Genomic DNA, 26106 nt, shown 5'->3' with positions numbered 1-26106 from the left:
CCTGGTCGTGTAATGAAGATCGTCCGCGCAGCGGTCACGAACGCGCTACACGACCAGACACCCTTGCGTCGCCGCGACGGTCACCGTTGCCTCCATTCCCGCCGTAAACCGCAAATAGTCGGCCTCCATCCCGTCGGAAAAAATCACGCCGTTTTCCGGCATCCGAGAACGCAACCGCAGCGGCTCTATTGCGTCCACGTAGCCGAATACCAGCCCGGCCTTCGACGCGCGGCTCGGAAACGGTTCGCGCACCGCGAAGGTCAGCCGTGGACTGTCCCACGGTTGCGGCCGGTACTCGAAATCGCCGGCTGATTCCTGCATCGCGTGCGCGACGCCGAGCGACCCTGTCACGACGCTCTTCAGCCATGCGGTCGAACCGAGCCCAGTCGACACGATGATGCCGGACGACGATTGCGACTCGCGCCGCTCGCCCAGCTCGATCTCGTAAAGCGCCGACGCATGCGTGCGCGGGCCGATGAACAGGTCGTTGACGGCGCGCAGCACCTGCCCGTCCGCCAGCCGCGCTTCCGCCATCGTGACCGCCTTCGTCGGTCGGCGGCCCCGCGCGACATCCGCGAGCACCGCCCCGAGCGCCGACGGCTCGAACGGCAGCAGGAGACCGTCCCACCGCCCCGGTTCCGGATTCACGCCGATCAACGGCTGTCCGTCCAGGTACTTCATCGTGTTCGCGACCAGACCGTCCTGCCCGAGCGACACGACAATATCGTCGGCCGCGAAGATGAAGTTCGGCAGATAGCTGCGATCGACGATCTGGTAGCGCCCCCAGCCTTCGAGCGCGCGCACGGCAAGCGCCATGCTGCTTGCGTACGCGGCATGCTCGGCGACGTAGTCGGAGAAATCCGCGCCGAGGTGCTCGATGTAGAACTTCGCCTGCGCGAGCGTGTGATGCCGCGCGATCAGTTCGTCGAGCCGCGTGCGGCGCGTCACCAGCACGACCTTGCGAGCGTCGGCGCTCATGACGTTGCCCGCGCGCCGGCGCCCATCAGGCCCTGCAGCAGTTCGGGCGACACATTGAGCTGCCCGATGCGCTCCGCCCGCTCTGCGATGCCGCCGAATGCCTGCGCGATCAGCTGGCCCGGCTGCATCCCGGCCGCCGCGAGCACGTTGACGATGCGCGGATCGGCCTTCTCCAGCGCCTGCATGACGGCCCCCACCCGGTGCGCTTCGGCCTCCGCCAGCGTCCGGCTGTTGTGCGCCTGCCCCGCGACGAACGCCTTGCGCTTGTCCTCGAGCGCGATGTCGGCCGCCATCTGCTCGTCGCGCAGCACGTTTTCCCGGCGCATCAGCGTGGCCCTCGCGTCCATCTGCGTCTCGCGGATCTGCCGCTTCTTCTGCTCGACCGCGATGTCGGTGTCCAGTTCGTTCTGCCGGATCGCGCGCTCGTTCTCGACGGCCGACATGCGCCGCAGATAGATCGCGTCGTCGGCTGCCTTCAGGTTGGATTCGCGCGCTTCGGCTTCGAGCGCGCGGGCAATGTCCGGCGTGGGCTTCACCGCCATCACGGAGGCGCCCAGTATTTCCAGGCCCAGCGCCTCGATTTCCGGCTGGCTCGCGAGACCCGTCTGCACCGTGTGCGCGATGGCCGCCGACGCGCGCAGCGCTTCCTTCAGACCCAGCGCCTGCACGGCCTGCTGCACGATCACCTCGACCTGCATCGCGACGCGATCCCCGAGCCGCTTCGGATCTTCCGATACATACGACTTGCCGTCCTTTCCGAGCGAGAAATCCATCATCGCCGCCGTGCGTTGCGGGTCGCTGATGCGATAGGTCACCTGCCCCTGCACCGTGACGCTCTGGAAATCCGCCGTGACGAGCTCGAGGATGAACGGCCGGTCCTGGCTCGCCACCGGCACGGACACCAGCGTCGTCGCCGGCGCGTAGTAGAAGAACGACAGCCCCGCGCCCTCTCGCACCACCTTGCCCGCACGGAACTGCATCAGGTGAACGGTCGGCTGCGACTTGATGAATCGAATCCCGAACATGGTGGGCTCCCCTTTGAGTTGTATAGTACAACTTGTATGAGTTGCACAATACAACTTAGAATGAGGATCGTCAAGTTCTTGCCGGTTCGCCATGACACAGAAGAAATCCCCGTCCGGACGACGCGCCGGGCAAGGACTCGCTTTTCCGCTGCCCTACACGACCGTCGATGTCGTGATCTTCACGGTGCTCGACAACACGCTGCAGGTCCTGCTCGTGCAGCGGCCGGGCGAAGCCGGCGAGCCATTTCCCGGGCGCTGGGCATTGCCGGGCGGCTTCGTCGATGTGGCCGTCGACGCGACGCTCGAGGATTGCGCGCGCCGCAAGCTGTTCGAGAAAACCGGTGTGAAGAGTCCGTATCTGGAGCAGCTCGGCAGCTGGGGCAGCGCAACGCGCGACCCGCGCGGCTGGTCAGCCACGCACGTATGGTTCGCGCTGATCCCTGCCCAGGACGTGACGCTCGCGAAGGGGGCCAATGCCGCCGAAGTCGCATGGTTCGCCGTCGATACGGTGACGCAGACGCACGCACTCGCGTTCGATCACGACGACATTTTCCAGACGGCAGTCGAACGGCTGCGCAGCAAGGTCGAGTACACGTCCCTGCCGGCTTTCCTGCTGCCGGAGCCGTTCACGCTGCCGCAGTTGCAGCGCATGTACGAGGTCGTGCTCGGCCGGCCGGTGGATAAAAGCGGGTTCCGCACACGGATGCTCGCGGCGGGGTTCCTGAAGGAAGACGGTCACGTCGCCGGGGAATCGAACCGGCCGGCACTCGGGTATCGCCTCGCGGACCGCGGTACGGTCGTGGTGTTTCCGCGAACGTTCAGTCCGCGTGGTGGCGACTGACGCGTCGAACTCGCCCCCTTCCCCTTTGGATCGCACAAGTCGATCGCCCAGCGCCCGCTGTCGGCGAACGGCAGGTGCGACCGCCTGAAGCGCACTGGCGCGCAAAGTACAAATAGCGGCGGCGGCGGTCAAGTTCCCGCGCGGGATTCGCGCGTAAATAGGCATCGGAGATTGTGTGCTGCCGATCCGGAGCAAGAACCGGCGAATCGGCAGCGCACGATGCAAGGACATCGGCAAACCACCCGCTTGCGCGTGTCGAACTGATCGCGTCCCTACCCGGCTTTCCGTCCAATGCGAAGGATACCGAAGCATATCGGTGCCATTCGCTCCGGCTTCACGCCATTCATACCCGACAAGGCAAAGGAGACGCCCGCCATGACAAAGAAATATTTCGCCGTTCGAGCCATTCGATACGCCACCGTCGGCGGCGCCTGCATACTGGCTTTCTTTCCCGCCGCCCATGCGCAGGGCAACGTCACCCTCTACGGCGTCACCGACGCGTCGATCCTCTATACGAGCAAGACGCTCAACCTCGCCACCGGCGCCAACACAGGACACCAGTTCTCGCTCGAATCCGCCGGCCAGAATGCGTCCCGCTTCGGCCTGCACGGCACCGAGAATCTCGGCGGCGGCCTCGCCGCCATCTTCGGCCTCGAAAGCGGCATCGACATCGCCAATGGCGGATTCGCGAACTCCAACGGCGAGTTCTTCGGACGGCAGGCCTGGGTCGGCGTCACCGGCGGCTTCGGCACCCTCACCGCCGGCCTGCAATTCTCGCCGTTCCTGATGTCTGTCTTCGCGACCGATTCCCGCGACCTCAAGCAGTTCGGCAGCGGGCTCATCACCTATGTCGACAACGTGATCGTCACGGGCCTTTTCAACCCCAATTCCGTGATGTACGCGTCGCCCGAGATCGCCGGCTTCCAGGGGCGCGTGATGGTTGCGTTCGGAGGATCGCCCGGCAACTTCAAGGCCGGGCAACAATACTCGGCCGGGCTCTCGTACCACTACAAGGGGTTGCTGTTCAGCGCAGCGATGTACAGCGGCAACGCCGGCGGCTCCGCGGCCACCCTCCCGTACCCCAGCGCCGTCGCGTTTGCCGGCCGCAACATCGGCGCCAGCTATCGTTTCGACCGCCTGACCGTCAAAGCCTCCTACACGCTCTACAAGGTCGCCGGCGCCTTCGACAACCGCGTGATCTCCGGCGGTTTCGCCTTCTCGCTCACCCCCGCCCTCTCCGTCGACGGCGGCGTCTGGTACACCCGCGACGGCAACGATTCGAACAACCATTCGATCCTCGGCTCGCTTGGCGTCGACTACCTGCTGTCCAAGCGCACCACGCTCTATACGCAGGTCGCCTACGTCGACAACCACGGGCGCATGAACACCGGCCTTGCGATCAACGGCGCCCCTTTCGGCGTCGCCGGCGCGCAGTTCGCTGCCGACGTCGGTATCCGCCACGCGTTCTGAGTGCCGGCTATCCATCCGACGCGTCTCGACCGCGGGTTGGCACCTGTTGTCATTTCGTCCGGCGTCCCGGAGACTGCACGCGAGCGATCACACGCAGCAAACCTTCTCAAGTAACGACCCGCATCCAGCATGCAAGACTTCATGCCCAGTGTGGTGCTGACCGGCGCCGCTGCCCTGCTCGACGCACTCGGAGCCAACCCGGAGCGGGTCGCGGCCGGGGCCGACCTGCCGGAGCTGGCGCTCCGTTCCGCCGATGTGCCGGTCCGGGGCCGGCAAGTGCTCCGGTTCCTGACGCTCGCCGCCGACGTCACGCAATGCCGGACATTCGGGCTGAGGCTCGCCGAATATCAGGGCCTGGCCGTACTGGGGCCGATCCTCGTCATGATGAACGGCGCACGCACGATCGGCGAGGCCATGGAAACGCTTGCCGACTTCTACGTGCTGCATACGTCGATGTCTTCCGTGCGGGCCGTGCGGGACGGACCGGAGATGGTCCTGACCTACGATCTGGAGAATGCGTCGGGCCCCGGGGAAATTCAGGCGATCGAGCTCGGTCTCGCGAACGGGATGCAATATTTGCGTTCCGTCTGCGGCACCGGCTGGCGCCCGGCCGTCGTGCAATTCCGCCATGCCGCGCCCGCGGACATCTCGCTGCACCGGCGCATGTTCGGACCATCGCTGAGCTTCGATCAGGACAGGAACGCGATCGTCCTGGACCGCGACACGGTGATGCGTCCGGTGGCGCAGCTTCGCCGCGACGCGCATCGCATTCTCGACGCGCATTTGCGCAGAGAAAGAGCCCAGGTAGAGGCCCTTTGGGTCGTGCGCACGCAGACGATGATTCGCGCGCTACTCCCGTTCTCGGACAGCTCGTTGAACGCGATCGCACGCGCGCTCGCCACTTCCCCGCGGTCGTTGCAACGTCGGCTGTTCGAGGCCGGCACGACATTCGACGAATTGCGGGAACGCGTGCGCGAGGATCTCGCCGTCAAGTACGTGCAGCAATCCAGCCTGCGCCTGTCGGAAATCTCCGAGATGCTCGGCTATTCGCAGCAAAGCGCGTTCAGCCGTGCGTTCAAACGACTGCGGGGCGTCACGCCCCGGCAGTTTCGGGCAGCGCGTCACGAGGCGGAACCCGGTCGAACCGCGCGGTAGCAGCGGCGCGGGCCGGGCATCACGCGGAAACGAACGCCGGATTCCGGAAGTCCGGATCCGGATATCGATAGAAGCCGTGCCCCACCGCCTCGCCGAGATGGCCGGTGTCGATGAAATGCGTCTTCACGTACTCCGCGATGCGCCGGTGCGACGAATCGCCCGACCGTTCCGCGAGCGCACGGGTCACGTTGTAGACGGTCGTCATGCCGATGCCGTCGAGAATGCCGAACGGGCCGATGCGGTCGCCCTTCGCAATCATCCACGCCTTGTCGATCGTCGGCACGTCGGCCACCTCGTTGACCAGCAGACCCAGCGCGGCGATCAGCGTCGGGACGAGCATCGTATTCAACAGATAGCCCGGCTGCTCCTTGCGCAGTGGCAGCGGCACCATGCCGATGCGGTGCGCGAACTGAACCACGCGCTCGAATACCGCGGGATCGGTGCCCGGATGCCCCATGATTTCCGCGATATTGTGTTTCCAGACTTCGTGCGCGAAATGCAGGCTCAGCACGCGCGCGGGGCGGTCGGTAAAGGTGGCGAACTGGCTCGGCACCAGCGTCGACGAGTTGCTCGCGAAGATGGCGCCGGCCGGCGCCACGCCCGACAGCGCGCGGTAGAACGATTGCTTGATCGCCAGATCCTCGGGAATGGCTTCGATCACGAGATCCGCGTCGGCGACGGCGGAACCGAGGTCGGTATGCCCGTCGATGCGTGCCAGCGCAGCGTCGATCTGCTCGCGAGACGCGCCGAGGTCCGCCGCGTACGCGCACCGGAGCGCATCGAACCGCGCGTTGGCACGTTCGAGGCAAGCGACGTCTGCGTCATAGGCCGTCACATCGACACCGGAAAACGCGCACTGAAAGGCAATCTGCGCGCCCAGCACGCCGGTGCCCGCCACCATGACGCGAGTAATGGGATGATGGTCGGCATCGAAAGTGGAACGCATGGATGAGGGGTAGGTCATGGCTCGTAGGCTGATTGGTTCGGGCTGGCCGCTGACCCGGGATTCACGCCGCGCGTGCAGCGGCGAGCTGATCGAGCAACAACGGGACGATCCGGTCCGGCGCTTCTTCCGGGAGCCAGTGGCTGGCCCCTTCGAGTATTTCGAAACGGTAGGGCCCGTCGACGAAACCGCCCGTGAGCAGTGCAGCTTCGCGGCCCAGGGCACGGTCCCCGGATCCCCAGGCATACAGCGTCGGGACCGCAATGCGCGCCGCGGGAAAGGACAGGTCGTCAGGGAGCGCGCGATACCAGTTCAGCGTCGCGGCAAGCGCGCCCGGTTCGCTGAGGCGCCGCACGTTTTCGTCCACGAGCAAAGGCGGAACGCGCCCCGCATAGGCCGCCCGCAGCGCCGCTGCTCCGTCCGCCAGCAGGCGCTGCTCCGCGACACCGCATGGCTGGCGAAAAACGCGGACATAATCCAGACGCCGGTATTGATCTTCATCACGGAGCGCCGCCTGCAGCGCCAGCGGATGGGGCGTCGCCAGCACGGACAGCGAACGCACGCGATGCGGGTGCGTCGACGCAAGCCCCCACGCAACCAGTCCGCCCCAGTCATGCGCAACCAGATGGAAGCGCTCCGCACCCAACTGATCGGCGAAGGCCAGCGCATCCGCCTGCAGATGCCCGGCTGCGTAGGACGCAACGTCCGCGGGTCGGGCCTGCTCGGCATACCCGCGCTGATCCACGGCGACCGCCCGGTATCCCGCCGCGCCGAGCGCGGCCAGAATCTCGCGCCAGCAATCGGCGAATTCCGGCCACCCATGAAGCAGCAGGACGCACTCCCCGCTCCGCGGACCCGCAGCCAGTGCCGTGTGGACATGGGCTCCACAAACGAGCGACAGCGCCTCCAGCGGCGGAAACGGTGCAGCAGGTGCAAGTCCGGTCATCGGTGTGATCTCCGTAAGGCAGTCGCGTGGGTCATGCCCGTTAAAGCTGCTTAACGGCTGCCGTTGCAGCCAATCAGGTCGATCTCGGGCACCTGATTGCGACGGCAGTATTCCCGATAGCGGTTCAATGCCGTCCGCCACGTCTCGACGTGCGTGACGTTACCGTCTTCGTCGAGGAAGTGGAGTTCCCCTGTCGACACGACGAGCGCCATGCCATTGTCGTCATCGGAAAGATTCGTGAAAGAGTGCGACGACTCCGACGGCTCAAAAACGAAATCGCCCGCTTCTGCGATCCAGTCGTGCTGATCGTACTTCCAGCGGCCGCTGAGGGTGTAGACCATCACCGTGCCGGTGTGGCGGTGGATATGCGCACCCTCGCCTTTGGCCGCCTTCATCAGCAGGACCACTTCGCCCGTGACGGGGTTGATCCTGAAGTACTTGAGGTGGATCTTGTCATTGATGGGCGCGAAGGGAAGCCACGGCGTGGACTTGCCGCCGATGTGGACCGTGTCGATCGCAGAAACATCGTTGAGGACTTGCATGGCTCGATCGTTCATGGAAAGCGTCTCCGTTGGGTTGAGAAAGTGACGCACACTGGCCTGCCAGTGCACGATTTCCGGTTCCCATTCAATCGCAATCCCCGTGTCGGAACTTCACCCGCGCCGCCGATATTTGTACTTTACGCGCCAGTCGCCTCCCCCGTCCGACGAACATGCGCGCCACGTGTCAAATGCCGATGTTCCCGGCCCACCGACGGCACGCCCGTTCGTCAGCCGACCGGAGCCCGACCGGCACCGGCAAGCACGCCGCACATCGCTACCCGTTCCGCGCAACCAGCTCGCGCACGAGCGCCCAATCATCGTCATCGCAGAAGTCGAGCAGCACGATCCCGCATGGCCCGCGCTGCGTACGCAGCCGTTCTGCGAGCCGCACCTGAATCCCTTTTGTCCGGCCTTCACCGCGTGCAACCACTGAAGGATTGGCCCCCATCCCCGTACCGCTGCAGAAATTGATCGCCCAGCGCCTGCTGTCGGCAGGCGGCATGTGCGTGAGCAGCGTATCGATCGCCTGCCATTTGTGTTCGATCGACGCCACGACCGGCACCCGGTATTCGTCCTGGATCACGAACGCCGAATCGGGATGATCGATCGTGAACGTCTGGTTGTCCGGCCACGCGCTCAGGTCGACGCCGAGCGGACTGCTGCTCCGGAAACGCCGCAGCAGCACCACCGAACCGCGTACCTCGCCCAGCGCGGGAATGGCGCCGCCCGAATGCCAGCGCAGCCGCGGATGCCGCGCGCGATGCGCGTCGAACGTCGCATCGAAACCGCGCGTGCACGCGTGCGCCGGCCACTCCTCCTTCACCGACATCACGATGCATTCGCGCGGATGCGCATCGAGAAAGCGCGTGCAGGTTGCCAGCACGTCGTCGAACGTCATGCCGAGCGCGATGCCGCCGTGATGGATGTCGAACGCATCGCGCACGTGCCGGCAGCGGATGTCGAGCAGCCGCACGCCGTGCATCAGTTGCGCATCGAGCGGCGCATGCTGCGTACGAACGAGCGCATCGTCGACGGTATACGCACAGGTGTCATGACTGCCCGGTACGGTCAGCGTATGCAGCGGTTGCCCGTCGTCGAGCGCCGACATCCAGTCGGCGAGCGGCATGCATGTTTCGTGGCTCGATAGGATCATGAATCGATGAATGACAAGGAAAGAAAACCGTGGGTGACGGCGTCGGATGTCGCGGCGCGGGCCGGTGTATCGCGCTCCGCGGTGTCGCGCGCGTTCTCGCCGACCGCGAGCATCGCGCCGCAAACGCGCGAACGCGTGATGGCCGCCGCGCGCGCGCTCGGCTACCAGGTCAACCTGATCGCGCGCGACATGATCACGCAGCGCAGCAGCATGATCGGCGTCGTGACGGCCGGATTCGAGAACCCGTTCCGCGCGCGGCTGCTGTCGGACCTGATGGCCGCGCTCGGGCAGCGCGCGCTCACGCCGCTCGTGACCAATGCGGAAGATCCGCGCCAGGTCCGGCAATCGCTCGAGCAACTGCTTAGCTACCGGATCGCGGGCCTCGTGATGACGTCCGCGTCGCCGCCGCTGTCGGTGGCGCAGCAGTATCTCGAACACCGGATCCCCGTCGTGATGATCAACCGCGACGCGAACCTGCCGGGCGCGGATGTCGTCGTCAGCGACAACGCGGCGGGCGCCGTCCATGCGGCGCAGCGGCTCGTGCGGGCCGGCGCGCGCCGGCTCGCGTTCGTCGGGCCGCGCGGCGCGAGCTACAGCGCGCAGTCGCGCGCCGCGGCGTTCGAGCAAGCGATCGGGCGCGGCGACGCATTCGACGCGACGCTCGCGCGCGTGCTCGACACGCCGTCCGACACCCATGCATGCGGGATCGACGCCGCGCGGCAACTGTTCGCGGCCGGCGAGCGGCCCGACGGCGTGTTCTGTTCGTCCGACCTGCTCGCGCTCGGCGTGATCGACGTCGCACGCAACGAATTCGGGCTGCGCGTGCCGGACGACCTGCGCGTGGTCGGCTTCGACGATATCCCGGCCGCCGAATACGATGCGTATCGGCTGACGACGCTCCGGCAGGACACGCGCGGCCTCGCGCACGCCGCAGTCGACCTGCTCGCCGACCGGATGCAGGCGTTCGACGGCCCGTCGCGCACGCGCGTCGTGCCGGTCACGCAGGTGGTGCGGCATAGCTGCGCGTAACAGGATGAGATCGGGCGCGGCATTGCCGCGCGTCACTTCAACCCGCCCGCGAACCCGCGCAACAGGTAGCGCTGCACATAGCCGGCCACGGCCAGCGTGGGCAGCGACGCCATCAGCCCCGCGCTCATCAGGTCGCCCCAGTCGATGCCGTTCTCCGTCACATAGCCGGCAATCGCGAGCGGCAGCGTGAAGCGGCTCGGCGTCGACACGAACAGCAGCGCGATCAGGAACTCGTTCCACGCGGCGATGAACACGAAGATCGCGGTCGCGATCAGCCCCGGCGCGCACAGCGGCAGCACGATCTGCACGAGCCGCCGCGCGAGCCCGGCACCGTCGATGCAGGCCGCCTCTTCGTACTCGACGGGCACGTCGCGCACGAACGCGAGCAGCATCCAGATCGCCATCGGCAACGCGTAGATTTGATACGCGAGCATCAGGCCGAGCGTCGAATCGAGCAGGTGCAGCCGCTTCGCGAGCGCGAACAGCGGCACCGCGATCGTGATCGGCGGCATCAGCTTCAACGCCAGCACGAGCACCAGGAACAGCAGGTCGAGCCGCGCCGGGAACCGCAATCGCACGAGCGCGTACGCGGCCGGAAACGCGAGTGCCAGCGCGAGCAGCGTCGTGCCGAATCCGACCAGCAGCGAATTGAAGAGCGGCGCGCCGATACCGTTGGACCACACCGACGCGAAATGCTCGAAGGTCGGCGCGGCCGGCCAGATCCGCAACGGATGATCGAGGCGTTCGAGCGTCGGCATGAAGGCCGCGCCGGCCATCCACAGGCACGGCAGCAGCAACAGCGCGAGTGCTGCGACACGCAGCGCCCACGGCATCGCGCGACCGAATACGGTGCCCGTTCGCGCGCGCGAGATGCCCGCGGGTTGCGCCGTCATGCGCGCCGCTTGCGAACCGTCTGCCATACATACCCCGAGACCAGCAGCGCGGACGCCGCGAGCATCAGCACCGACGCGGCACTCGCCGGCCCGACGTTGAAGAAGCGGAAGCCCGTGTCGTAGATATAGGTCGACAGCGTCTGCGTCGCGTTGCCGGGGCCGCCGCCCGTCAGCGCATAGACCTTGTCGAACAGCTTGAACGTGTCGATCGAGCGCAGCAGCAGCGCGAGGCCGATCTGCGGCGCCGCGAGCGGCAGCGTGATGTCGCGCAGGCACTGCCACTCGCTCGCGCCGTCGGTGCGCGCGGCTTCGTACAGTTCGCCGGGAATCGACTGCAGCCCGGCCAGCACGATCAGGAACGCCATCGGCGTCCACTGCCACACGTCGACGAGCGCGAGCGACCACAGCGCGAGATGCGGATCGGACAGCCAGCGCACGCCTTCGACGCCGAACGCGGCGAGCAGCGCGTTCAGGAAGCCGTCGAAGTTGAGCCAGTTGCGCCAGATCGCCGAGCACACCAGCGTGGACAGCATCATCGGCAGGATCGCGAGCGGCAGCGCGATGCGCCGCCCCGGAAACGCGCGCACGAACAGCAGCGCGAGGCCGAAGCCGAGCGCGACCTCGGCGAGCGACGCCACGATCGTGAAGCGCAGCGTGTTGCCGAAGCCGGCCGTGAACGCGTCGTCGCCGAGCACCGCGCGATAGTTCGCGAGCCCTGCGAACGCGCGGCGGCCGGCCGCGTAGTCGACCCGGCAGAACGAATCGATCAGCACCTGCGCGACCGGATACAGCGCGAGCGCGGCGAGCACCAGCAGCGCGGGACCGAGCAGCGCGACGAACGGCAGGCTGCGGCCGAAGGCTTTCATGCGCGGTATCCGGACGACGTATCGAGGCGGGCCGTCACTTGCCGGCCGCGGCCATCGCCTGCGCGATCTTCTGCTGCGCCTGGCGCAGCGCGGCGTCGGGCGCCGACTGCCCGGTCAGCGCGAGCTGGAGCTGGTCGCCGAGAATGCTCTCGACCTGCTGCCAGTCCTTCACGCGCGGCCGCGCACGGCCGGCCTCGAGCGCCTTCAGTTGATCGGGATACCAGCGGTACTGGCGCACCAGCGCCGGATCGGCGAACACGCTGCGGCGGGTCGGCGGAATGCCGATTCCGGCGAGGCGCGTCTGCGTGTCGCGCGAGCTCAGGTACGCCAGGAAGTCCTGCGCGAGCTTCGCGTGCGGCGCGTCCTTCGGAATGCCCATCTGCCAGATGCCGAGCATCGGCGCCGGGCCGGCGGTCTGCCCGGGCGGCGGCTGCAGCGCGATCTGCCCGACCACGCGCGACTGTTTCGGGTCGTCGAGCGCCGGCACCCAAGCGGGCCACACTTCGATCGACTGCGCGGCCGTGCCGCGCTGCAGCGCATCGCGCACTTCCGCCGCGCCGTACACGTCGACGTCCTTCGGCGCGGACGCCTTCAGCGCGAGGAACGTCTTCAGCGCGGCCTGCGCCTCGCGCGAATCGATCGTCACGTTGCCGGCATGGTCGAACACGTCGCCGCCGTATGCCCACAGGATCGGCAGGAAGCCCGTCACGACCGGGTTGCCCTTCGTGCCGCGAAACACGACGCCCGACACGCTCTTGTCCGCGCCGCCGACGGTCTGCGCGATCTTCAGCACGTCGTCCCAGTTGCGCGGCGGCTGCAGCTTGTACTTCGCGAGCAGGTCCTTGCGGTACGCGAACATCTCGACGTTGCCGACGATCGGCAGCGCGTACAGCGCACCGGCCGCGTTGCGGCCGAGCGCGACGGCGGTCGGCACGAGATCGGCGTCCGCGAGCGACGCGGGCAGCGGCTTCAGCCAGCCGTTGCCGATGAATTCGGGCGCCCACGTGTCGTCCATCATCACGAGGTCGTACGCGCCGGTGCCTTCGCGCATCGACAGCTTGAGCTTCTGGTACAGGTTCGCGTTCGGCAGCTTGAGCAGCTCGATCTCGGTGCCCGGGTGCAGTTTGTTGAAGCCGGCGACGGCGTCGGCCAGCCCCTTGCCGTAGATGTCGTCGCGGCCGGCGATGACGAGATCCGCCGCAACGGCGTGCGTGGCGGCGAAGGACAGCGCAAGGGCGGCGGACAGCGCGCGCAGGCGGCTCAGCAAGGTCATGAGGTCTCTCTCGTTCGGCGTGGTGGCGGGACGGCCAGGGCGTTGCACACGTGTGCAACGCGGGCGACGCTTCCGGCCGCCTGAAGCGAACGCCATTGTTCACGCCGATCGTTAAGAATTTATGGCACGCGACGGAAGAGGCAGCCGCCGTGCCCGGCCGCCCCGCCCGCCTGACCGCCCCGGCCCCGTCAGAAGTTCACGCGGATCCCGGCCATCACCGCCAGTTGCCGGCTCGAGTTGCTGTTCGCGAGCACCGGGATCTGCGCGTAGTTCACCGCGTTGCCGTTCGCATCGGTGCCGAGCCCCGTGCCGCTCGCGATCTGGCCGATCGCGACCGCGTACAGCGCCGTGCGCTTCGACAGGCTGTAGTTCGTGCCGACGTTCACCTGGTGGAAACGCGTCGTGCCGCGCCCGTCGGTATGCGCGGCGTTGAAGATGTACGCGACGCCGCCCTGCAGCGCGGGCGTGAACATGTACGTGACGTTCAGCTCGCCGATGTCGAACGTGAACGCCTGCGTGCGCGGCTGCGTACTCGTCGAGAAATATTGGCTGTCGTCGAGGCGCGTGTGCGTATAGGTCAGCGCGATCGTCGCTGCACCGAGCGCCACCGAGCCGCCCGCGCCGAACGCACGCATCGAGCGCGCTTCCTGCAGCAGGCAGTACATCGCGCCCGGGTTGCTGCACGCGAAATCGCCGATGTAGCCGCTCGCACCGCCGAGCGCCGCGTCGAGCGGCTGCCGCAGGTTCAGGTAGCCGACCGAAAACGCGACGGGCGCGCGATTGTAGGTCACGGCGAGCGCATAGCCGCGCTTCGCGGAAAAGTCGCCGGCCTGCCCGCCGAAGCTGAACGTGCCGCCGAACGTGAGGCCGTGGAAATCGTCGCTGGTGAACTTCACCGCATTGTTGAAGTTGAACGCGGCGTTCAGGTTGTCGACATCGCCGAGATGCGAGCCGTACGGCGTCGCCCAGTTGTTGCTCGACGCATAGGCGCCGAGCATGTCGGTGTACGAGTCGTATTGCCGGCCGAGGCCGAGCGTGCCGATCCCGTCCTGGCGCAGCCCGACCCACGCCTGCCGGCTGAATGCGGTCCCGCCCTGCAGCACCTGTCCGTTCGCGGACAGGAACTGCTGTTCGAGCGTGAACACCGCGCTCAGGCCACCGCCGAGCGGTTCGGCGCCCTGGAAACCGAAGCGGGACGGCACGAGGTTGCCGCCGCCCATCTGCCACGCATGGCCGCCGCCCGTGCTGCCGTCGGCGCGCGTGAACTGCTGGTTCGTCGAGTAGATGATGCCGGTATCCACGGTGCCGTACAGCGTCACGCTGCCCGAAGTCTGCGCGTGTGCATGCATGCAACCCAGCGTGGCCGCGGCTGCGGCCAGTCGTCGTCCGATCTTCATGTCCCGTCCCTCTGTTGTCATCGATTCGCAGTGCAAATCAATGAAGTTGTCGATATGAGTGACAGGACTCTATCCAGCGAAAATTCAGGACCTCTATCGCAAATCGGCAAATGGTGTGACGGATGCGTGCCGCGACGCTTCCCTGCGGCGCCGCACACACCGCGCGTGCGTCATGCCGGACGCGTCGTCTGCGAAGGCAGCTCGCCGAACAGGTCGCGATACTCGCGCGCGAAATAACCGAGATGCGTAAAACCCCAGCTCGCGGCGGCCTCGCCGACGCCGAGCTGCTGTACCGACGTCGTGCGCAGCATGCGCCGCACCGCGTTCAGCCGGATCGTGCGCAGATAACCGACCGGCGTGACGTCGGCAACGCGTTGAAAGCTGGTTTGCAGCGTGCGGCGGCTGCAGCGCAGCGCGCGGCACAGTTCGAGCACGGTGACGGGTTCTTCGGGCCGGTCGCGCAGATGCTTCTCGCAGCGGCTCACGATGTCGCTGTAGGTGGCGTGCGTGATGTCGCGGCGCTCGACGCCGATGCCCTGTTCGAGCGCATCGAGGAACATGCCGAGCATCGCGTCGCGGAACATCTTGCGGGTGGCCGCGTATTCGAGGTGGCCCGGGTTGCGCTGCGCATCGTCGATCAGCGCCGACAGCCGCACGCCGAGTGCGACGCCCTGCGCGTCGGACAGCCGCGTCACATGCCGCAGCTTGCGCGCGCCGGCCGTACCGAATTCGGCCTCGCACAGCTCGTCGACCATGTCCGACGCCGCGCTGATTCCGACGAGCCCCATCCCCTCCGGCGTGTGGAACTCGAAATCCTCGCCGGCACGCAGCGCGAGCAGCGCATAGCCGTCGACCGGCTGGCCCTGGAACGTGCCCGCGAGCGGCACGGACAGCGGCACCGCGAGCGACGTGCGCCCGGCCGGCGCGAGCCCGGTTTGCGCGACGCGCCGGTTGGTCGTTTCGCGGAAGAAATGGAAATCGTCGTACAGCACCTGCGTGACCGTGCCCCTGAAGCGGCCCGGCGTCATCTGGCGGTAGACCTGATGCCAGCCCGCGATCGCGAGCCCGTGATCGTGTACGTCTTCGTGCGAGCGTGACTGGAACAACATCGGCGCCTCCGGTAAAACCCTGATCCCTGGGCGGCCCGCGCGTTCGCCCGGCCGCAACGCCACAGCTTACGCGCGCAAAATTCTGCGTAGTGCGGTTTCGAACGCAAGACAGGCCGCCGACAGCGCGTCCGCCTGCTCGCCGGTCAGCCGGACATAGCGGCGAAACGACGGCATCCGGTTCACGACCTCGCTGCCGCCGAACGGCACGATCGCGAGCGTCCAGCGGCCATCGCGCGCATCGATCGCGCAGTCGGACAGGTGCAACGGCCGCAGCGCGTCGGCCAGCGACGGCTCGGCGACCAGCGCCGTCACCGTATCGACGAATCCGGGGTCGCATCCCGGCGCGGGCACCGCATCGATGCCGGTGCGGCGCAGCCAGCCGGTTTGCCGCACACGGGCGCTACCCTGTGCGGCCGGGCCGCGTACGGTCGTCGCCACCTTCACGCTGACCGTATGCATCAGGAACTGGCGCTCGACGCGCTCCTCGACGCTCACGCGCACGCCGTTCGGCAGCCGCGCCATCGGACTGCCGGCACCGTCGGCGTCGCGCGCGGCATGCAGGTCGGCGAGCACGCGCGCGCCGATCGCGCCGGGCCGATGGCCGGGCGGCGGCGCATCGGGCGCCGCGCGCCACCGGGCGAGCGCGGCCTTCACGACGCGACGTGCTCGTTGCGCAGCACTTCCTCGACCGGCACCGGCTTGAACGGATGCCGGCGCTGCACGACGAGCGTCCAGAACAGCGCGTACAGCGCGGTGAGCCCGAGCATCGCGCCGAACGGCACGTAGATGTCGCGCGGGTTCATGCCGGGCGGCGTGATGTACCAGATCGCGAGCACGATGCCGACGCTCGACACGATCTGCGGCAGCGGAAACAGCGGCGAGCGGTACGGGCGCGGCAGGTCCGGGCGGCGAATGCGCAGCATCACGACCGACGCGGTGACGAGCAGGTACGCGGTGCCCCACGCGCAGGTCGCGGCGAGCACGAGGTGCAGGATGCTGTCGAGATTGCCGTTGATCAGCCACGCATGGAAGATCGGCACGACGGCCGCCGCGACGATCCCGACCACGGGCGTCTTGAAGCGCGGATGAAGGTACGCGAAGCAGCGCGGCAGCGCGCCGTCGATCGCCATCCCGTACAGGATGCGCGGCAGCCCGGCCATCAGCGTGTTGATCGTCGCGGCGCCCGCGAACAGGAACGCGATGCCGAACCAGATGCGGCCGAACGGGCCGAGCACCTGCAGCGCGAACGCGGGAATCGCGCCCGGCGTGTCGAGCAGGTGCGTGAGGCCGTCGGGGCTCACGGGCACGTTCGCGACCTGGCGGCGGATCGCGGCGCCGTACAGGAACATGCAGATCGCGACGCCGACGAGGCCGATCGTCATCGCGCGCGGGATCGTGCGGCCCGGCGCCTTCATTTCCGGCGCGAGCGGCGTGACGAACTCGCAGCCGACGAACATGAACATCGCCATCCCGACCAGCGACAGCACGGCCGGCACCGACGTGCCGACTTCCGAGCCGCCGAACCAGCCGTCGAGGTGCACGGCCGGCGCGGCCGCGAGCCCGAGGATCCCGAAGATCATCAGCGACAGCCACATGCCGGCCGTCAGCACGATCTCGAGCTTGCTGAACACCTTGATGCCGACGATGTTGGTGATCGCGAACGTGACCACGAGGCCGACGCCGACGAGCCAGGAACTGTTGTGCTTCTCGAACGCGGCGTTCAGCGATTCGAAATTGACGAGCGCCATGATGCCGCTCAGGATCGTCTCGGCCGTGCCGGCGAACACGTGCACGAGGAAATACGCGGAGATCGTGCCGGTGATCGCCCAGAAGCGGCCCAGCCCGGACGACAGGTAATCGTAAACCGAGCCGGCCGTCGGCAGCATCGCGGCGGCTTCGGAGAACGTGGTCGCCTGCGCCTGCATCATCACGAACGCGATGATCATCGCGACCGCGAACGCCCAGCCGCCCATCCCGAAGCCCGACGTCGCGGTGAGGATCACCGGGCTTGCCATGATGAGGCCGACGGCGCTCGCCAGCGCGGTCGGAAAGCCGACCGCACCCGCCTTCAGCGCCGTGCCGCCGCCCGCTTCGGCCGGCGTGCCGGCGGACGTATCGCCCGCGGCGCCGGTAACTCCCGACCATCCCGACATCTTTGTCTCCTTCCTTTGTTGACCTGAACCCGCGCTTTCGCACCGGGGCCCCCTGTCGATCACACCTTGATCCGATGTCGAGAAAATACGCAGGCAAAATAATCCGGTCATAGCGCAAATCGGCAAACCGGCGGCGGTGGCCAGGCCGCCCGCCACCGGTTTGCGGTCACGCGATCACGCCGTCAAGCCGTCACGCGAACGGCACGACCTCGAAGCCCGCCGCGAGCGCGTCGACGATCCGGTCGAGCTGCTCGCGCTGGATCACGAGAGGCGGCGACAGGATGATCTTCGTGCCGACCGGTCGCACCAGCACGCCGTTCTCGCGCGCGACTTCCGCGACCGCGTTCGCATAGCCGGACAGCGGGTCGATCGGCTCGCGCGTCGCCTTGTTCGCGACGAGGTCGAGCGCGAGCATCAGCCCCTTGCCGCGCACTTCGCCGACTGATGCGAAGCGTTCCGCGAACGGCTGCAGCGCTTCGAGCAGATACGCGCCCTGCTTCGCCGCGTTCGCCGGCAGGTCTTCCTTCACGACGATGTCGAGGCTCGCGATCGCGGCCGCGCACGCGACCGGGTGGCCCGCATACGTGTAGCCGTGCATGATCGCGCCGCCGAAGTCCGCATTCGCGGCGAACGCGTCCTCGATCCGCGCGTTCACGACCGTCGCGCCGAGCGGCACGTAGCCCGACGAGATCCCCTTCGCGAGACACATGATGTCCGGGCGCACGCCCCAGCCGCGGCTGCCGAACATGCTGCCGCTGCGGCCGAAGCCCGTCACGACTTCGTCGGCGATCAGCAGCACGCCGTATCGGTCGCACACCTCGCGCACGAGCGGCCAGTAGTTGGCCGGCGGCACGATCACGCCGCCCGCGCCCTGGATCGGCTCCGCGATGAACGCGGCGACCGTGTCGGGGCTCTGGAACTGGATCTCGCGCTCGAGCATTTCCGCGCAGATCCGGCCGAGTTCCTCCGGATCCTGCGTGAACGGGTTGCGGTACAGCCACGGCGTCTCGACGTGGAAGCAGCCGGGCAGGTTCGGCTCGTAGTTGCGGCGGAACACCGTGTTGCCGTTCACCGATGCGCCGCCGAAGTGCGTGCCGTGATAGCCCTGCTTCAGCGAGATGAACTTCGTGCGATCGGCCTGGCCGCGCACCTTCCAGTACTGGCGCGCGATCTTCAGCGCGGTCTCGATCGAGTCGGAACCGCCCGAGCTGTACAGCACGCGGCGCATCCCTTCAGGCTCGAGCATGTCGATCACCTTCTTCGACAACTCCTCCGCGCGCGGGTGCGAGATCCCGTCGAACAGCTGGAAGTATTCGAGCTCGTCGAGCTGGCGCACGATCGCGTCCTTCACTTCCTTGCGGTTGTGGCCGACGTTCACGTTCCACAGGCCCGCAACGCCGTCGACGAGCTTGCGGCCCTCTTCGTCGAACACGTAGCAGCCGTCGCCGCGCACGATGCGGATCGGCTTGCGCTGCTTCATTTCGTTCGGGTGCACCATCGGGTGCCAGAATTTCGCTTCGTTGTAGCTCATTGCAGTCTCCACTGTCGGATCGTTTGAACTAGGTCGTTCGGGTTCGAGGTTCGCGCCGCGCGTCAGTGCGCGATGCAGACGGATTTGGTTTCGGTGAAGCCTTCGATCGCGTACTGGCCGAACTCGCGGCCGATGCCCGATTGCTTGTAGCCGCCGAACGGCATCGACGGGTCGAGCGGGATATGGCAGTTCACCCACACGGTGCCGGCCTCGATCTGCGGCACGAGGTTCATCACGCGCTTCAGGTCGTTGCTCCAGATGCTCGCGGCGAGGCCGTATGGCGACGCGTTCGCGAGGCGCACGGCGTCGGCCGCGTCGTCGAACGGCACGACGACGATCACCGGGCCGAACACCTCGTCGCGCACGATCGCGCTGTCCGGATGCGGATCGGCGATCACGGCCGGCTTCACGAAATAGCCGGGCAGGTCGTCGGCCGGCGTGCCGCCCGCGAGGAAGGTGAGGCCGGCGCGGCGCGCGCCTTCGATGTGCTGGACGACCTTGTCGCGATGGTGTGCGGAGACGAGCGGGTTGATCTGCGCGGTCGTGTCGAGGCCCGCGCCGAGCTTCATCGACTGCGCGACGCCCGCGAGGCCGTCCGCGAGCTGCGCGAACTTGCTGCGATGCACATAGATGCGCGACGCGGCCGCGCACACCTGCCCCTGGTTGAAGAACGCGCCGGCGGCGACGCCGTCGAGCGCCTGCGCGACGTCGACGTCGTCGAGCATCACGACCGGGTTCTTGCCGCCGAGCTCGAGCGAGAAGCGCGTCATGTTCTGCACGGCCGCCGCGCCGACCAGCTTGCCGGTCGCGGTCGAACCCGTGAACGAGATCTTTGCGATCGACGGATGGCTCGCGAGCGCGGCGCCGCACGTGCGTCCACCCGTAACGACGTTGAACGCGCCGGGCGGCACGCCAGCTTCGCGCGCAAGCTCGGCGAGGCGCAGCGCGGTGAGCGGCGTTTCCGGCGACGGCTTCAGCACGATCGTGCAGCCGGCTGCGAGCGCGGGAATCAGCTTCCACACCGCGATCATCAGCGGGAAATTCCACGGCACGATCGCGGCGACCACGCCGACGGGCTCCTTGCGCGTATAGGCCGTATAGCGCGTGCCTGGCGGGAACGGGATCGACACGTCGAGCGTCTGGCCGGTGATCTTGGTCGCCCAGCCGGCCATGTAGCGCACGTATTCGACGCTCGCGCCGACCTCGATCGCGCGCGACACGTGGATCGACTTGCCCTGGTTCAGCGTTTCGAGCTGCGCGAGCGTTTCGGCGTCGCGTTCGATCAGGTCGGCGAGTTTCAGCAGGATGCGTTCGCGGTCGGCCGGGCGCAGGCCGCTCCATACGCGCGTATCGAACGCGTGCTTCGCGCTGGCGACCGCGCGATCGACGTCGTGCTCGTCGGCGTCCGCGACCGTCGCGAGCCGCTCGCCCGTCGCGGGGTCGTACACGTCGAGCCGCGCAGCCGCGTGTGCGGGCTGCATTTCGCCGTCGATGAAGAGGCCGAAATCGCGCGCAACGAAGGTGCGCACGGTGTCGCTGACAGCGACGAAGTTCGTGGTGCTCATGGGCGTCTCGATGATTGTCGTGGCTGGACCGCGTGCGCGTGGGCACGCGGGCGTCGTACCACTCTATCGACGAGGGATCGCGCTCGGTGAGCGCAAATTGGCAGCGTGTGGGGGGATGGTGGCGTGCGCCGAAACAGGCATCCGGCGCCGGCGGGCGTGCTGGACGGGAACGAACGGCCCGTTGGCTTACTCAGTCAATCGTCAGCCGCGCCGATGGGCGGTCAGCCGCTGACTTCCATGCATCCCGCAGTTCCGACCAGTTCATTTTTGTTGGCGCTACCCGACGTGAATAGGCAGACGTTCGTGCCGATCCCGCTTTCGAATTCCATCAGGAAGTCAGGTCGGCCGTCGCGATCGAGGTCGCCCGCCCAAATCAGGGACACGCGGAATGGCGGCATGCTGCCGCCGAAGTCATGCAGGACCGACCGCTTGCCGCCGCCTTCGGCAATCACCGAACCGGATGCGGTGTAGCGCAGATCGTACTGGCGGCCGTGAAAACCGACACGCACGGGTTTGACGCCGGGTTCAATCGTCCTCCCGCCAGCCGGGAACGCCAGGTTCGCCGCGTCGACCGCGCCCTGCCTGAGCGACGTGCAATGAAACAGCGCAACGGCCTTTTCCAGGTCGGACGTGATGTCGACTGCTTCGCCGCCTGGCCGAGCCGGTTCGAACCGAATGCGTGCGGGCGCGAGCTTCCAGTGGTTCCTGCTCATTGCCAGTCCGAGCCACCCGTCCTTTGGATAACCGCCGACGTCATCTGCCAGCATTCGGGTCGGTTGCAGCACGACGCAGGTGTCGCGGTCGCCCTCTTGCGCGAAGGCCGTGGCGGAACCCAGCAAGACGAGCAGCACGGCCAGCAGCGGTTTGGTATTCATGAATTCGCGATCGGGAAAGGTTCGATGTCCGGACCGCGATTATCCGCTGAATTACAGGAACAGCGCCCCGACCAGTTCGGTGCGATTCGACACGCCGAGCTTGCGATACATGCGCATCAGGTGCGTCTTGATGGTCGGTTGCCCGAGCGCGAGATCGCGTGCGATCTCCTTGTTCGAGCGGCCGTCGCGCACGAGGCGCGCGATCTGTTCCTCGCGGTAGGTCAGCCGCTCTTCGCAACCGATCCGGTGAATCCCGCGCCGCGCGCGCAGCAGCGGGCTCAGCGCGGCTTCGGCGACAGGCTGCAGCCGCGCGAGCGCGTCGATCTCGCCGGGCGCGAACCGGCCTGCCGTGCTATTTCCGGTCGCGCAGCCGCCCGCCTCACCCGTCCCGAAGCGCAGCAACGAAAACGCACCGACCGTGCGGCCCGCGTCGCGCAGCCAGATCTCGACGACGTCGGCCACGTCGTGGCGCCGCAGGAAGCGGGTCCAGTACGCGGACGCATCGCGTCTTTCGTCAGGCAATTGGGAAGCGAGCGTGACGACCGCGCATTCCCCTGCCGCGCAACGCGACGGATGCAGCGGATCGAGCATCCGGTAGCGCGCGACATAGGTGCGATGCATCGATTCCGGCATCCCGAACAGTTCGAAATCGGCCGGTTCGCCGCTCTGGTCGAGCCGGTAGAACACGATCGCGGACGGGCTCGCGAACGCGTCGAACGCGTCCACGCACGCGCGCAGCGCGCGTTGCCAGTCGGCGGCGTCCTGGTCGGCGGGAACGGATGGGGTCGGCATGGTGGAGTCGGCTGGCGGGCGAACGCATCGAAGTTCGGGCCAGCCTACCGGCGCCGAAAAGCGCCGGTGAGCACAAATCGGCAAATCGTCCCGGTTCAGCCGGTGTGGCCGGTTCAGCCGGTTCAGCCGGTTCAGCCGGTTCAGCCGGTGTGGCCGGTTCAGCCAGTTCAGCCAGTTCAGCCAGTTCAGCCGGTGTGGCGGGTGTGGCGGGTTGGCCGGGACGATGCGGGCGCGACGATGCGCGCCTTCTGTCAGCGCGCGTTCGCGGCGAACGTGTCGCAGGCGCTCACCTCGCCCGCCTCCATCCCGCGCCGCAGCCAGTACACGCGCTGGTCGCTGGTGCCGTGCGTGAAGCTCTCCGGCACGACATGGCCCTGCCCTTGCTGCTGCAGCCGATCGTCGCCGATCGCGGCCGCCGCCTTCAGCCCCTGCTCGAAATCGCCGGGCTCCATCAGCCGCTGGTTCGCGCGCTGCGCGTTGTTCGCCCACACGCCGGCGAAGCAGTCGGCCTGCAGCTCCATCCGTACCGACAGCGCGTTCGAGCGTGCCTGGCTCGAACGCCGGCGCGCGGCGTCGACCTTGTCGGAAATGCCGAGCAGGTTCTGCACGTGATGGCCGACCTCGTGCGCGATCACGTAAGCCTGCGCGAAATCGCCTCCGGCGCCGAAGCGTTTGCGCAGCTCGTCGTAGAAGCCGAGATCGATATACACCTTGCGGTCGGCCGGACAGTAGAACGGCCCCATCGCCGTCTGGCCCGTGCCGCATGCGGTCGGCGTCGAGTTCGTGAACATCACGAGCTTCGGCGGCTCGTACTGCGCATGTAACTGGGTGTTGAACACGCCCGTCCACGTGCGCTCGATATTGCCGAGCACCTTGCGCGTGAACACCGAGCCCGGATCGTTCACGGGCGCGCCCTGGCGCTGCGCCGGCGCGGGCTGCGCCTGCTGCTGGCGGCCCTGCAGCGCCGATGCGCCTTCGAGCACCACGCGCGGGTCGATCCCGAAGAAATACGACGCGGCCAGCGCGACCACGATCGTGCCGATGCCGATCGTCGCGCCGCGCCCGCCGCCGAAACCGCCGGCGCCGCGGCGATCCTCGACGTTCATGCTTTCTCTTTCGTCGTCCAGCCTCATTGCCGGCCCTCCCTTCCTTGTCGTTGTGCTGACCGGACAGCCCCCCGGCAGACGATTGATTCCCATTGCGACGGGCAGCGTCCGGCTCGCTACCGCACGGCGGCACCGCCCGGCCGGTCGTGCAATCCGTGCAGACCTGTCGATACACGACGCACGCGGCACCCGGATGACAAGCCGGCGCACGCGCCATTTTGCCGACCTTGGTGTCTCTTATCGCAAAAATAAGGAGCATAGAGCGACCGGGCCGGCGACATCGTCATTCTTTGCAAAATGACGGCACGTGCGGCCCGGGAGGACGAGATGACCAGGGAGAAAAACGGGCTTGCCCGCCCGCCGCACGGGCAGGCCAGCCGCGACTTACTTCGCGCGCCCCCGGCCGTCGCTCACTGCGTCGAGCAAGCGATACTTGCGGATCTTTTCATAGAGCGTGCTCTTCGCGATGCCGAGCTGACTCGCCGCCTTCGTCAGGTTGCCGGCATGACGCACAAGCGCGCGGCGAATCGATTCCGCCTCGGCCTTCTTCAACGAGTCGCCCGCATCCGGCGCGAGCGCGTCGGCGGGCCGCGCGGCGCACGCATCGATCGGCGCCCCCGCGCCGATCTCGGCAGGCAGCTTGTCGGCCTTGATCACCGGGCTGTCCGACAGCAGCAGCGCCCCCTCGATCGCGTTCCGCAGTTCGCGCACATTGCCGGGCCACGGATAGCGCAACAGGCGCGCGTACGCATCGTCGTCGAACGACCTCGGGGAGAGGCCATAGGACTCGCACAGATGCCCGAGCCAATGCGCAATCAGCGCCGGCAGGTCCTCGCCACGCTCGCGCAAGCTCGGAATCGACACGGTCGTGACCGCGATCCGGTAGTACAGATCCATCCGGAACTGGCCTTTCGCGACGGCGTCCTTCAAATCCCGGTGCGTCGCCGCGACCAGCCGGAAATTCACCCTGCGCGGCGCATTCTCGCCGAGGCGATAGATTTCGCTCTCCTCCAGCACGCGCAGCAGATGCGGCTGGATGTCGAGCGGCATTTCCCCGATCTCGTCGAGAAACAGCGTGCCGCCATCGGCCGCTTCGATCTTGCCCGCCGCACCGGACTTGCGTGCGCCGGTAAATGCGCCTTCCGCGTAGCCGAACAACTCGCTGGCAAGGAGGTCTCTCGACAACCCGCCGCAGTTGAGCGCAACGAACGGACCGTCGGCGCGATCGCTCGCCTGATGGATACCCTGCGCGAACAGCTCCTTGCCGACGCCGGTGTCGCCGAGCAGCAGCACCGGCACCCTGGACGGCGCGAGCTGGCGCGCACGATTCACGGCCTGCCGCAATGCAGCGCTGTCGCCGACGATGCGCTCGAACCCTCGCGGCTCGCCGCCGTGCCGTTCCCGTCCGCGCGCGATCGGGACGGCCCCGCGGGGATTCGCGATGCCCGGCGTCACGATCATGTAGCCGAGCACGTCCGCGCCGTCACGCACGGTTTCGATGTGGCTGCGCGACAGCCATGCCGGCGCGCTCGCCGACAGGCGGCCGTCGCCCGCGTAGTGTTCGAGTTCGGGCAGCACGAACGCCGCGTCGCACCGGATATCGAATCCGAGCCGGCGCAACACCGGAACGACCTGCGCGTTGGCCTTGACGAGTCGGCCGCGCTCGTCGACGACGATCACCGCATCGGAGGAAGACGCACCGAAGCGTGACGCGCAGCGGTCAAGCAGGCTCAGGCGGCGCGCCATGCCCTCCTTCGCGAGCCGGCTTTCGATACGGCCCGCAAGCGATACCGCGAGCGCAAGGCTGTATGGGTTATAGGTTTGCGCGAGCCCCGAAATGTCGATCACGCCCAATACGTGCCCGTCGCGCGGATCCTGGATGACGGTCGCCGAGCAGGTCCAGCGCTTGATGCCCGCGCAGAAGTGCTCCGCGCCATGGATCTGGACCGGCTGCCTGAGCGCGAGCGCGGTGCCGATCGCATTGGTGCCGCAATTCAGCTCGGTCCACTCGCAGCCCGGAATGAGGCCGACCTCGCGCGCAGGCTCGACGATCCGCATGTCGCCCTCCTGCTGGAGGATCATCCCGCTCGGATCGGCCAGCAGCATCACCGTGCCCGTCTGCGAAAGGAAATCCCGGGTCTGCTGCATCAGCGGCAGACTCGCATCGACGAGGCGACCGTTCGACGTGCGCCACTGCACGAGCCCGTCTTCATCGAGCGGCGGCGGCGCGCGGTCGACGCCGGGATCGACGCGGCTGACGAGACAGCGCTGCCACGAATCGTCGACCACGCCGCGTACGTCGGGCGAACGCCACTCGCTGCCTGTCACCAGATGCTCCCATGCGGCCATGATGCTCGCGTCATGGTGTGGACTGGGAAACCAGTCCATCGGCGTGCCTCTCTGTTGCATGTCTGTCTCCTGGCGGTTTCGTGACGGCACGAACCGCAAGGCCGTCGCAGCGGCC

General features: G+C 67.4%; 23 protein-coding genes. 4 read left to right on the top strand and 19 right to left on the bottom strand.

Features of this window, described 5'->3' with window-relative positions:
- Positions 1–45: 45 nt before the first annotated feature.
- Together JYG32_RS32670 and JYG32_RS32665 are read right to left on the bottom strand one after the other, a co-directional pair.
- Complete coding sequence (locus JYG32_RS32670; protein ID WP_213266370.1) at positions 46–978, bottom strand: sugar kinase; 933 nt, start codon at positions 976–978, stop codon at positions 46–48.
- Positions 975–2003: an SPFH domain-containing protein gene (locus JYG32_RS32665; RefSeq protein WP_213266369.1), complete on the bottom strand. Its 1029-nt coding sequence runs from the start codon at positions 2001–2003 to the stop codon at positions 975–977. The genes JYG32_RS32670 and JYG32_RS32665 overlap by 4 nt, the downstream gene beginning before the upstream one ends.
- A 91-nt stretch (positions 2004–2094) precedes the next feature.
- Between JYG32_RS32665 and JYG32_RS32660 the strand changes: the two genes are divergently transcribed.
- The 3 genes from JYG32_RS32660 to JYG32_RS32650 all read left to right on the top strand — a co-directional run bounded on the left by JYG32_RS32660 (position 2095) and on the right by JYG32_RS32650 (position 5469).
- On the top strand, positions 2095–2844 hold the full coding sequence (locus tag JYG32_RS32660; RefSeq protein ID WP_213266368.1) for an NUDIX hydrolase: 750 nt from the start codon (positions 2095–2097) through the stop codon (positions 2842–2844).
- Positions 2845–3219: 375 nt separating this feature from the next.
- Positions 3220–4314, top strand: coding sequence for a porin (locus tag JYG32_RS32655; RefSeq protein ID WP_213266367.1), 1095 nt, complete (start codon positions 3220–3222; stop codon positions 4312–4314).
- A gap of 129 nt (positions 4315–4443) precedes the next feature.
- Positions 4444–5469, top strand: a complete 1026-nt coding sequence (locus JYG32_RS32650; protein ID WP_213266366.1) for an AraC family transcriptional regulator — start codon at positions 4444–4446, stop codon at positions 5467–5469.
- A gap of 19 nt (positions 5470–5488) precedes the next feature.
- Here the strand turns inward: JYG32_RS32650 and JYG32_RS32645 are convergent, their stop codons facing one another.
- The 4 genes from JYG32_RS32645 to JYG32_RS32630 all read right to left on the bottom strand — a co-directional run bounded on the left by JYG32_RS32645 (position 5489) and on the right by JYG32_RS32630 (position 9053).
- The gene (locus tag JYG32_RS32645; RefSeq protein ID WP_249744889.1) at positions 5489–6370 is read right to left on the bottom strand and encodes a 3-hydroxyacyl-CoA dehydrogenase; all 882 of its coding nucleotides are present in this window, start codon (positions 6368–6370) and stop codon (positions 5489–5491) included.
- Positions 6371–6476: 106 nt separating this feature from the next.
- Positions 6477–7358, bottom strand: coding sequence for an alpha/beta fold hydrolase (locus tag JYG32_RS32640; RefSeq protein WP_213266365.1), 882 nt, complete (start codon positions 7356–7358; stop codon positions 6477–6479).
- 50 nt (positions 7359–7408) lie between these two features.
- Complete coding sequence (locus JYG32_RS32635; protein WP_213266364.1) at positions 7409–7915, bottom strand: 2,4'-dihydroxyacetophenone dioxygenase family protein; 507 nt, start codon at positions 7913–7915, stop codon at positions 7409–7411.
- Positions 7916–8174: 259 nt separating this feature from the next.
- Positions 8175–9053: a phosphatidylinositol-specific phospholipase C gene (locus JYG32_RS32630; RefSeq protein WP_213266363.1), complete on the bottom strand. Its 879-nt coding sequence runs from the start codon at positions 9051–9053 to the stop codon at positions 8175–8177.
- Positions 9054–9059: 6 nt separating this feature from the next.
- Here JYG32_RS32630 and JYG32_RS32625 point away from each other — a divergent pair, with 6 nt between their 5' ends.
- On the top strand, positions 9060–10082 hold the full coding sequence (locus JYG32_RS32625; RefSeq protein WP_213266362.1) for a LacI family DNA-binding transcriptional regulator: 1023 nt from the start codon (positions 9060–9062) through the stop codon (positions 10080–10082).
- 32 nt (positions 10083–10114) lie between these two features.
- On the opposite strand, the gene JYG32_RS32620 is transcribed toward JYG32_RS32625, so the two are convergent.
- The 13 genes from JYG32_RS32620 to JYG32_RS32560 all read right to left on the bottom strand — a co-directional run bounded on the left by JYG32_RS32620 (position 10115) and on the right by JYG32_RS32560 (position 26051).
- Complete coding sequence (locus JYG32_RS32620) at positions 10115–10975, bottom strand: carbohydrate ABC transporter permease (protein WP_174382826.1); 861 nt, start codon at positions 10973–10975, stop codon at positions 10115–10117.
- Positions 10972–11841, bottom strand: coding sequence for a carbohydrate ABC transporter permease (locus tag JYG32_RS32615; protein ID WP_213266361.1), 870 nt, complete (start codon positions 11839–11841; stop codon positions 10972–10974). Before JYG32_RS32615 ends, JYG32_RS32620 begins: the two co-directional genes overlap by 4 nt.
- Before the next feature lie 34 nt (positions 11842–11875).
- Positions 11876–13114: an ABC transporter substrate-binding protein gene (locus JYG32_RS32610; RefSeq protein WP_213266360.1), complete on the bottom strand. Its 1239-nt coding sequence runs from the start codon at positions 13112–13114 to the stop codon at positions 11876–11878.
- A gap of 188 nt (positions 13115–13302) precedes the next feature.
- The gene (locus JYG32_RS32605) at positions 13303–14511 is read right to left on the bottom strand and encodes a porin (protein WP_213266359.1); all 1209 of its coding nucleotides are present in this window, start codon (positions 14509–14511) and stop codon (positions 13303–13305) included.
- A 170-nt stretch (positions 14512–14681) separates the two neighbouring features.
- Positions 14682–15620 carry a helix-turn-helix domain-containing protein gene (locus JYG32_RS32600; RefSeq protein WP_174382829.1) on the bottom strand — a complete coding sequence of 313 codons (939 nt, stop codon included), beginning with the start codon at positions 15618–15620 and terminating at the stop codon, positions 14682–14684.
- Between the two features lie 66 nt (positions 15621–15686).
- The gene (locus JYG32_RS32595; RefSeq protein WP_213266358.1) at positions 15687–16274 is read right to left on the bottom strand and encodes a DUF3156 family protein; all 588 of its coding nucleotides are present in this window, start codon (positions 16272–16274) and stop codon (positions 15687–15689) included.
- Positions 16271–17773 (bottom strand): APC family permease, encoded by a 1503-nt coding sequence (locus JYG32_RS32590; protein WP_213266357.1) that lies wholly within the window; start codon positions 17771–17773, stop codon positions 16271–16273. The genes JYG32_RS32595 and JYG32_RS32590 overlap by 4 nt, the downstream gene beginning before the upstream one ends.
- 190 nt (positions 17774–17963) lie before the next feature.
- The gene (locus tag JYG32_RS32585; RefSeq protein WP_213266356.1) at positions 17964–19304 is read right to left on the bottom strand and encodes an aspartate aminotransferase family protein; all 1341 of its coding nucleotides are present in this window, start codon (positions 19302–19304) and stop codon (positions 17964–17966) included.
- 62 nt (positions 19305–19366) lie between these two features.
- Complete coding sequence (locus JYG32_RS32580; RefSeq protein WP_213266355.1) at positions 19367–20869, bottom strand: aldehyde dehydrogenase family protein; 1503 nt, start codon at positions 20867–20869, stop codon at positions 19367–19369.
- 221 nt (positions 20870–21090) lie between these two features.
- Positions 21091–21744, bottom strand: coding sequence for a hypothetical protein (locus JYG32_RS32575; protein ID WP_213266354.1), 654 nt, complete (start codon positions 21742–21744; stop codon positions 21091–21093).
- 51 nt (positions 21745–21795) lie between these two features.
- Positions 21796–22536, bottom strand: coding sequence for a helix-turn-helix transcriptional regulator (locus JYG32_RS32570; protein WP_213266353.1), 741 nt, complete (start codon positions 22534–22536; stop codon positions 21796–21798).
- 251 nt (positions 22537–22787) lie between these two features.
- Complete coding sequence (ypfJ, locus tag JYG32_RS32565; protein WP_213266352.1) at positions 22788–23669, bottom strand: KPN_02809 family neutral zinc metallopeptidase; 882 nt, start codon at positions 23667–23669, stop codon at positions 22788–22790.
- 357 nt (positions 23670–24026) lie between these two features.
- On the bottom strand, positions 24027–26051 hold the full coding sequence (locus JYG32_RS32560) for a sigma-54-dependent Fis family transcriptional regulator (RefSeq protein WP_249744804.1): 2025 nt from the start codon (positions 26049–26051) through the stop codon (positions 24027–24029).
- Positions 26052–26106: the final 55 nt, after the last annotated feature.

Source organism: Burkholderia pyrrocinia (genome assembly GCF_018417535.1).
Lineage (GTDB): Bacteria > Pseudomonadota > Gammaproteobacteria > Burkholderiales > Burkholderiaceae > Burkholderia > Burkholderia pyrrocinia_E.
Note: the sequence above shows the minus strand (reverse complement) of the source record. Positions and strands in the feature narration are given on the sequence as shown.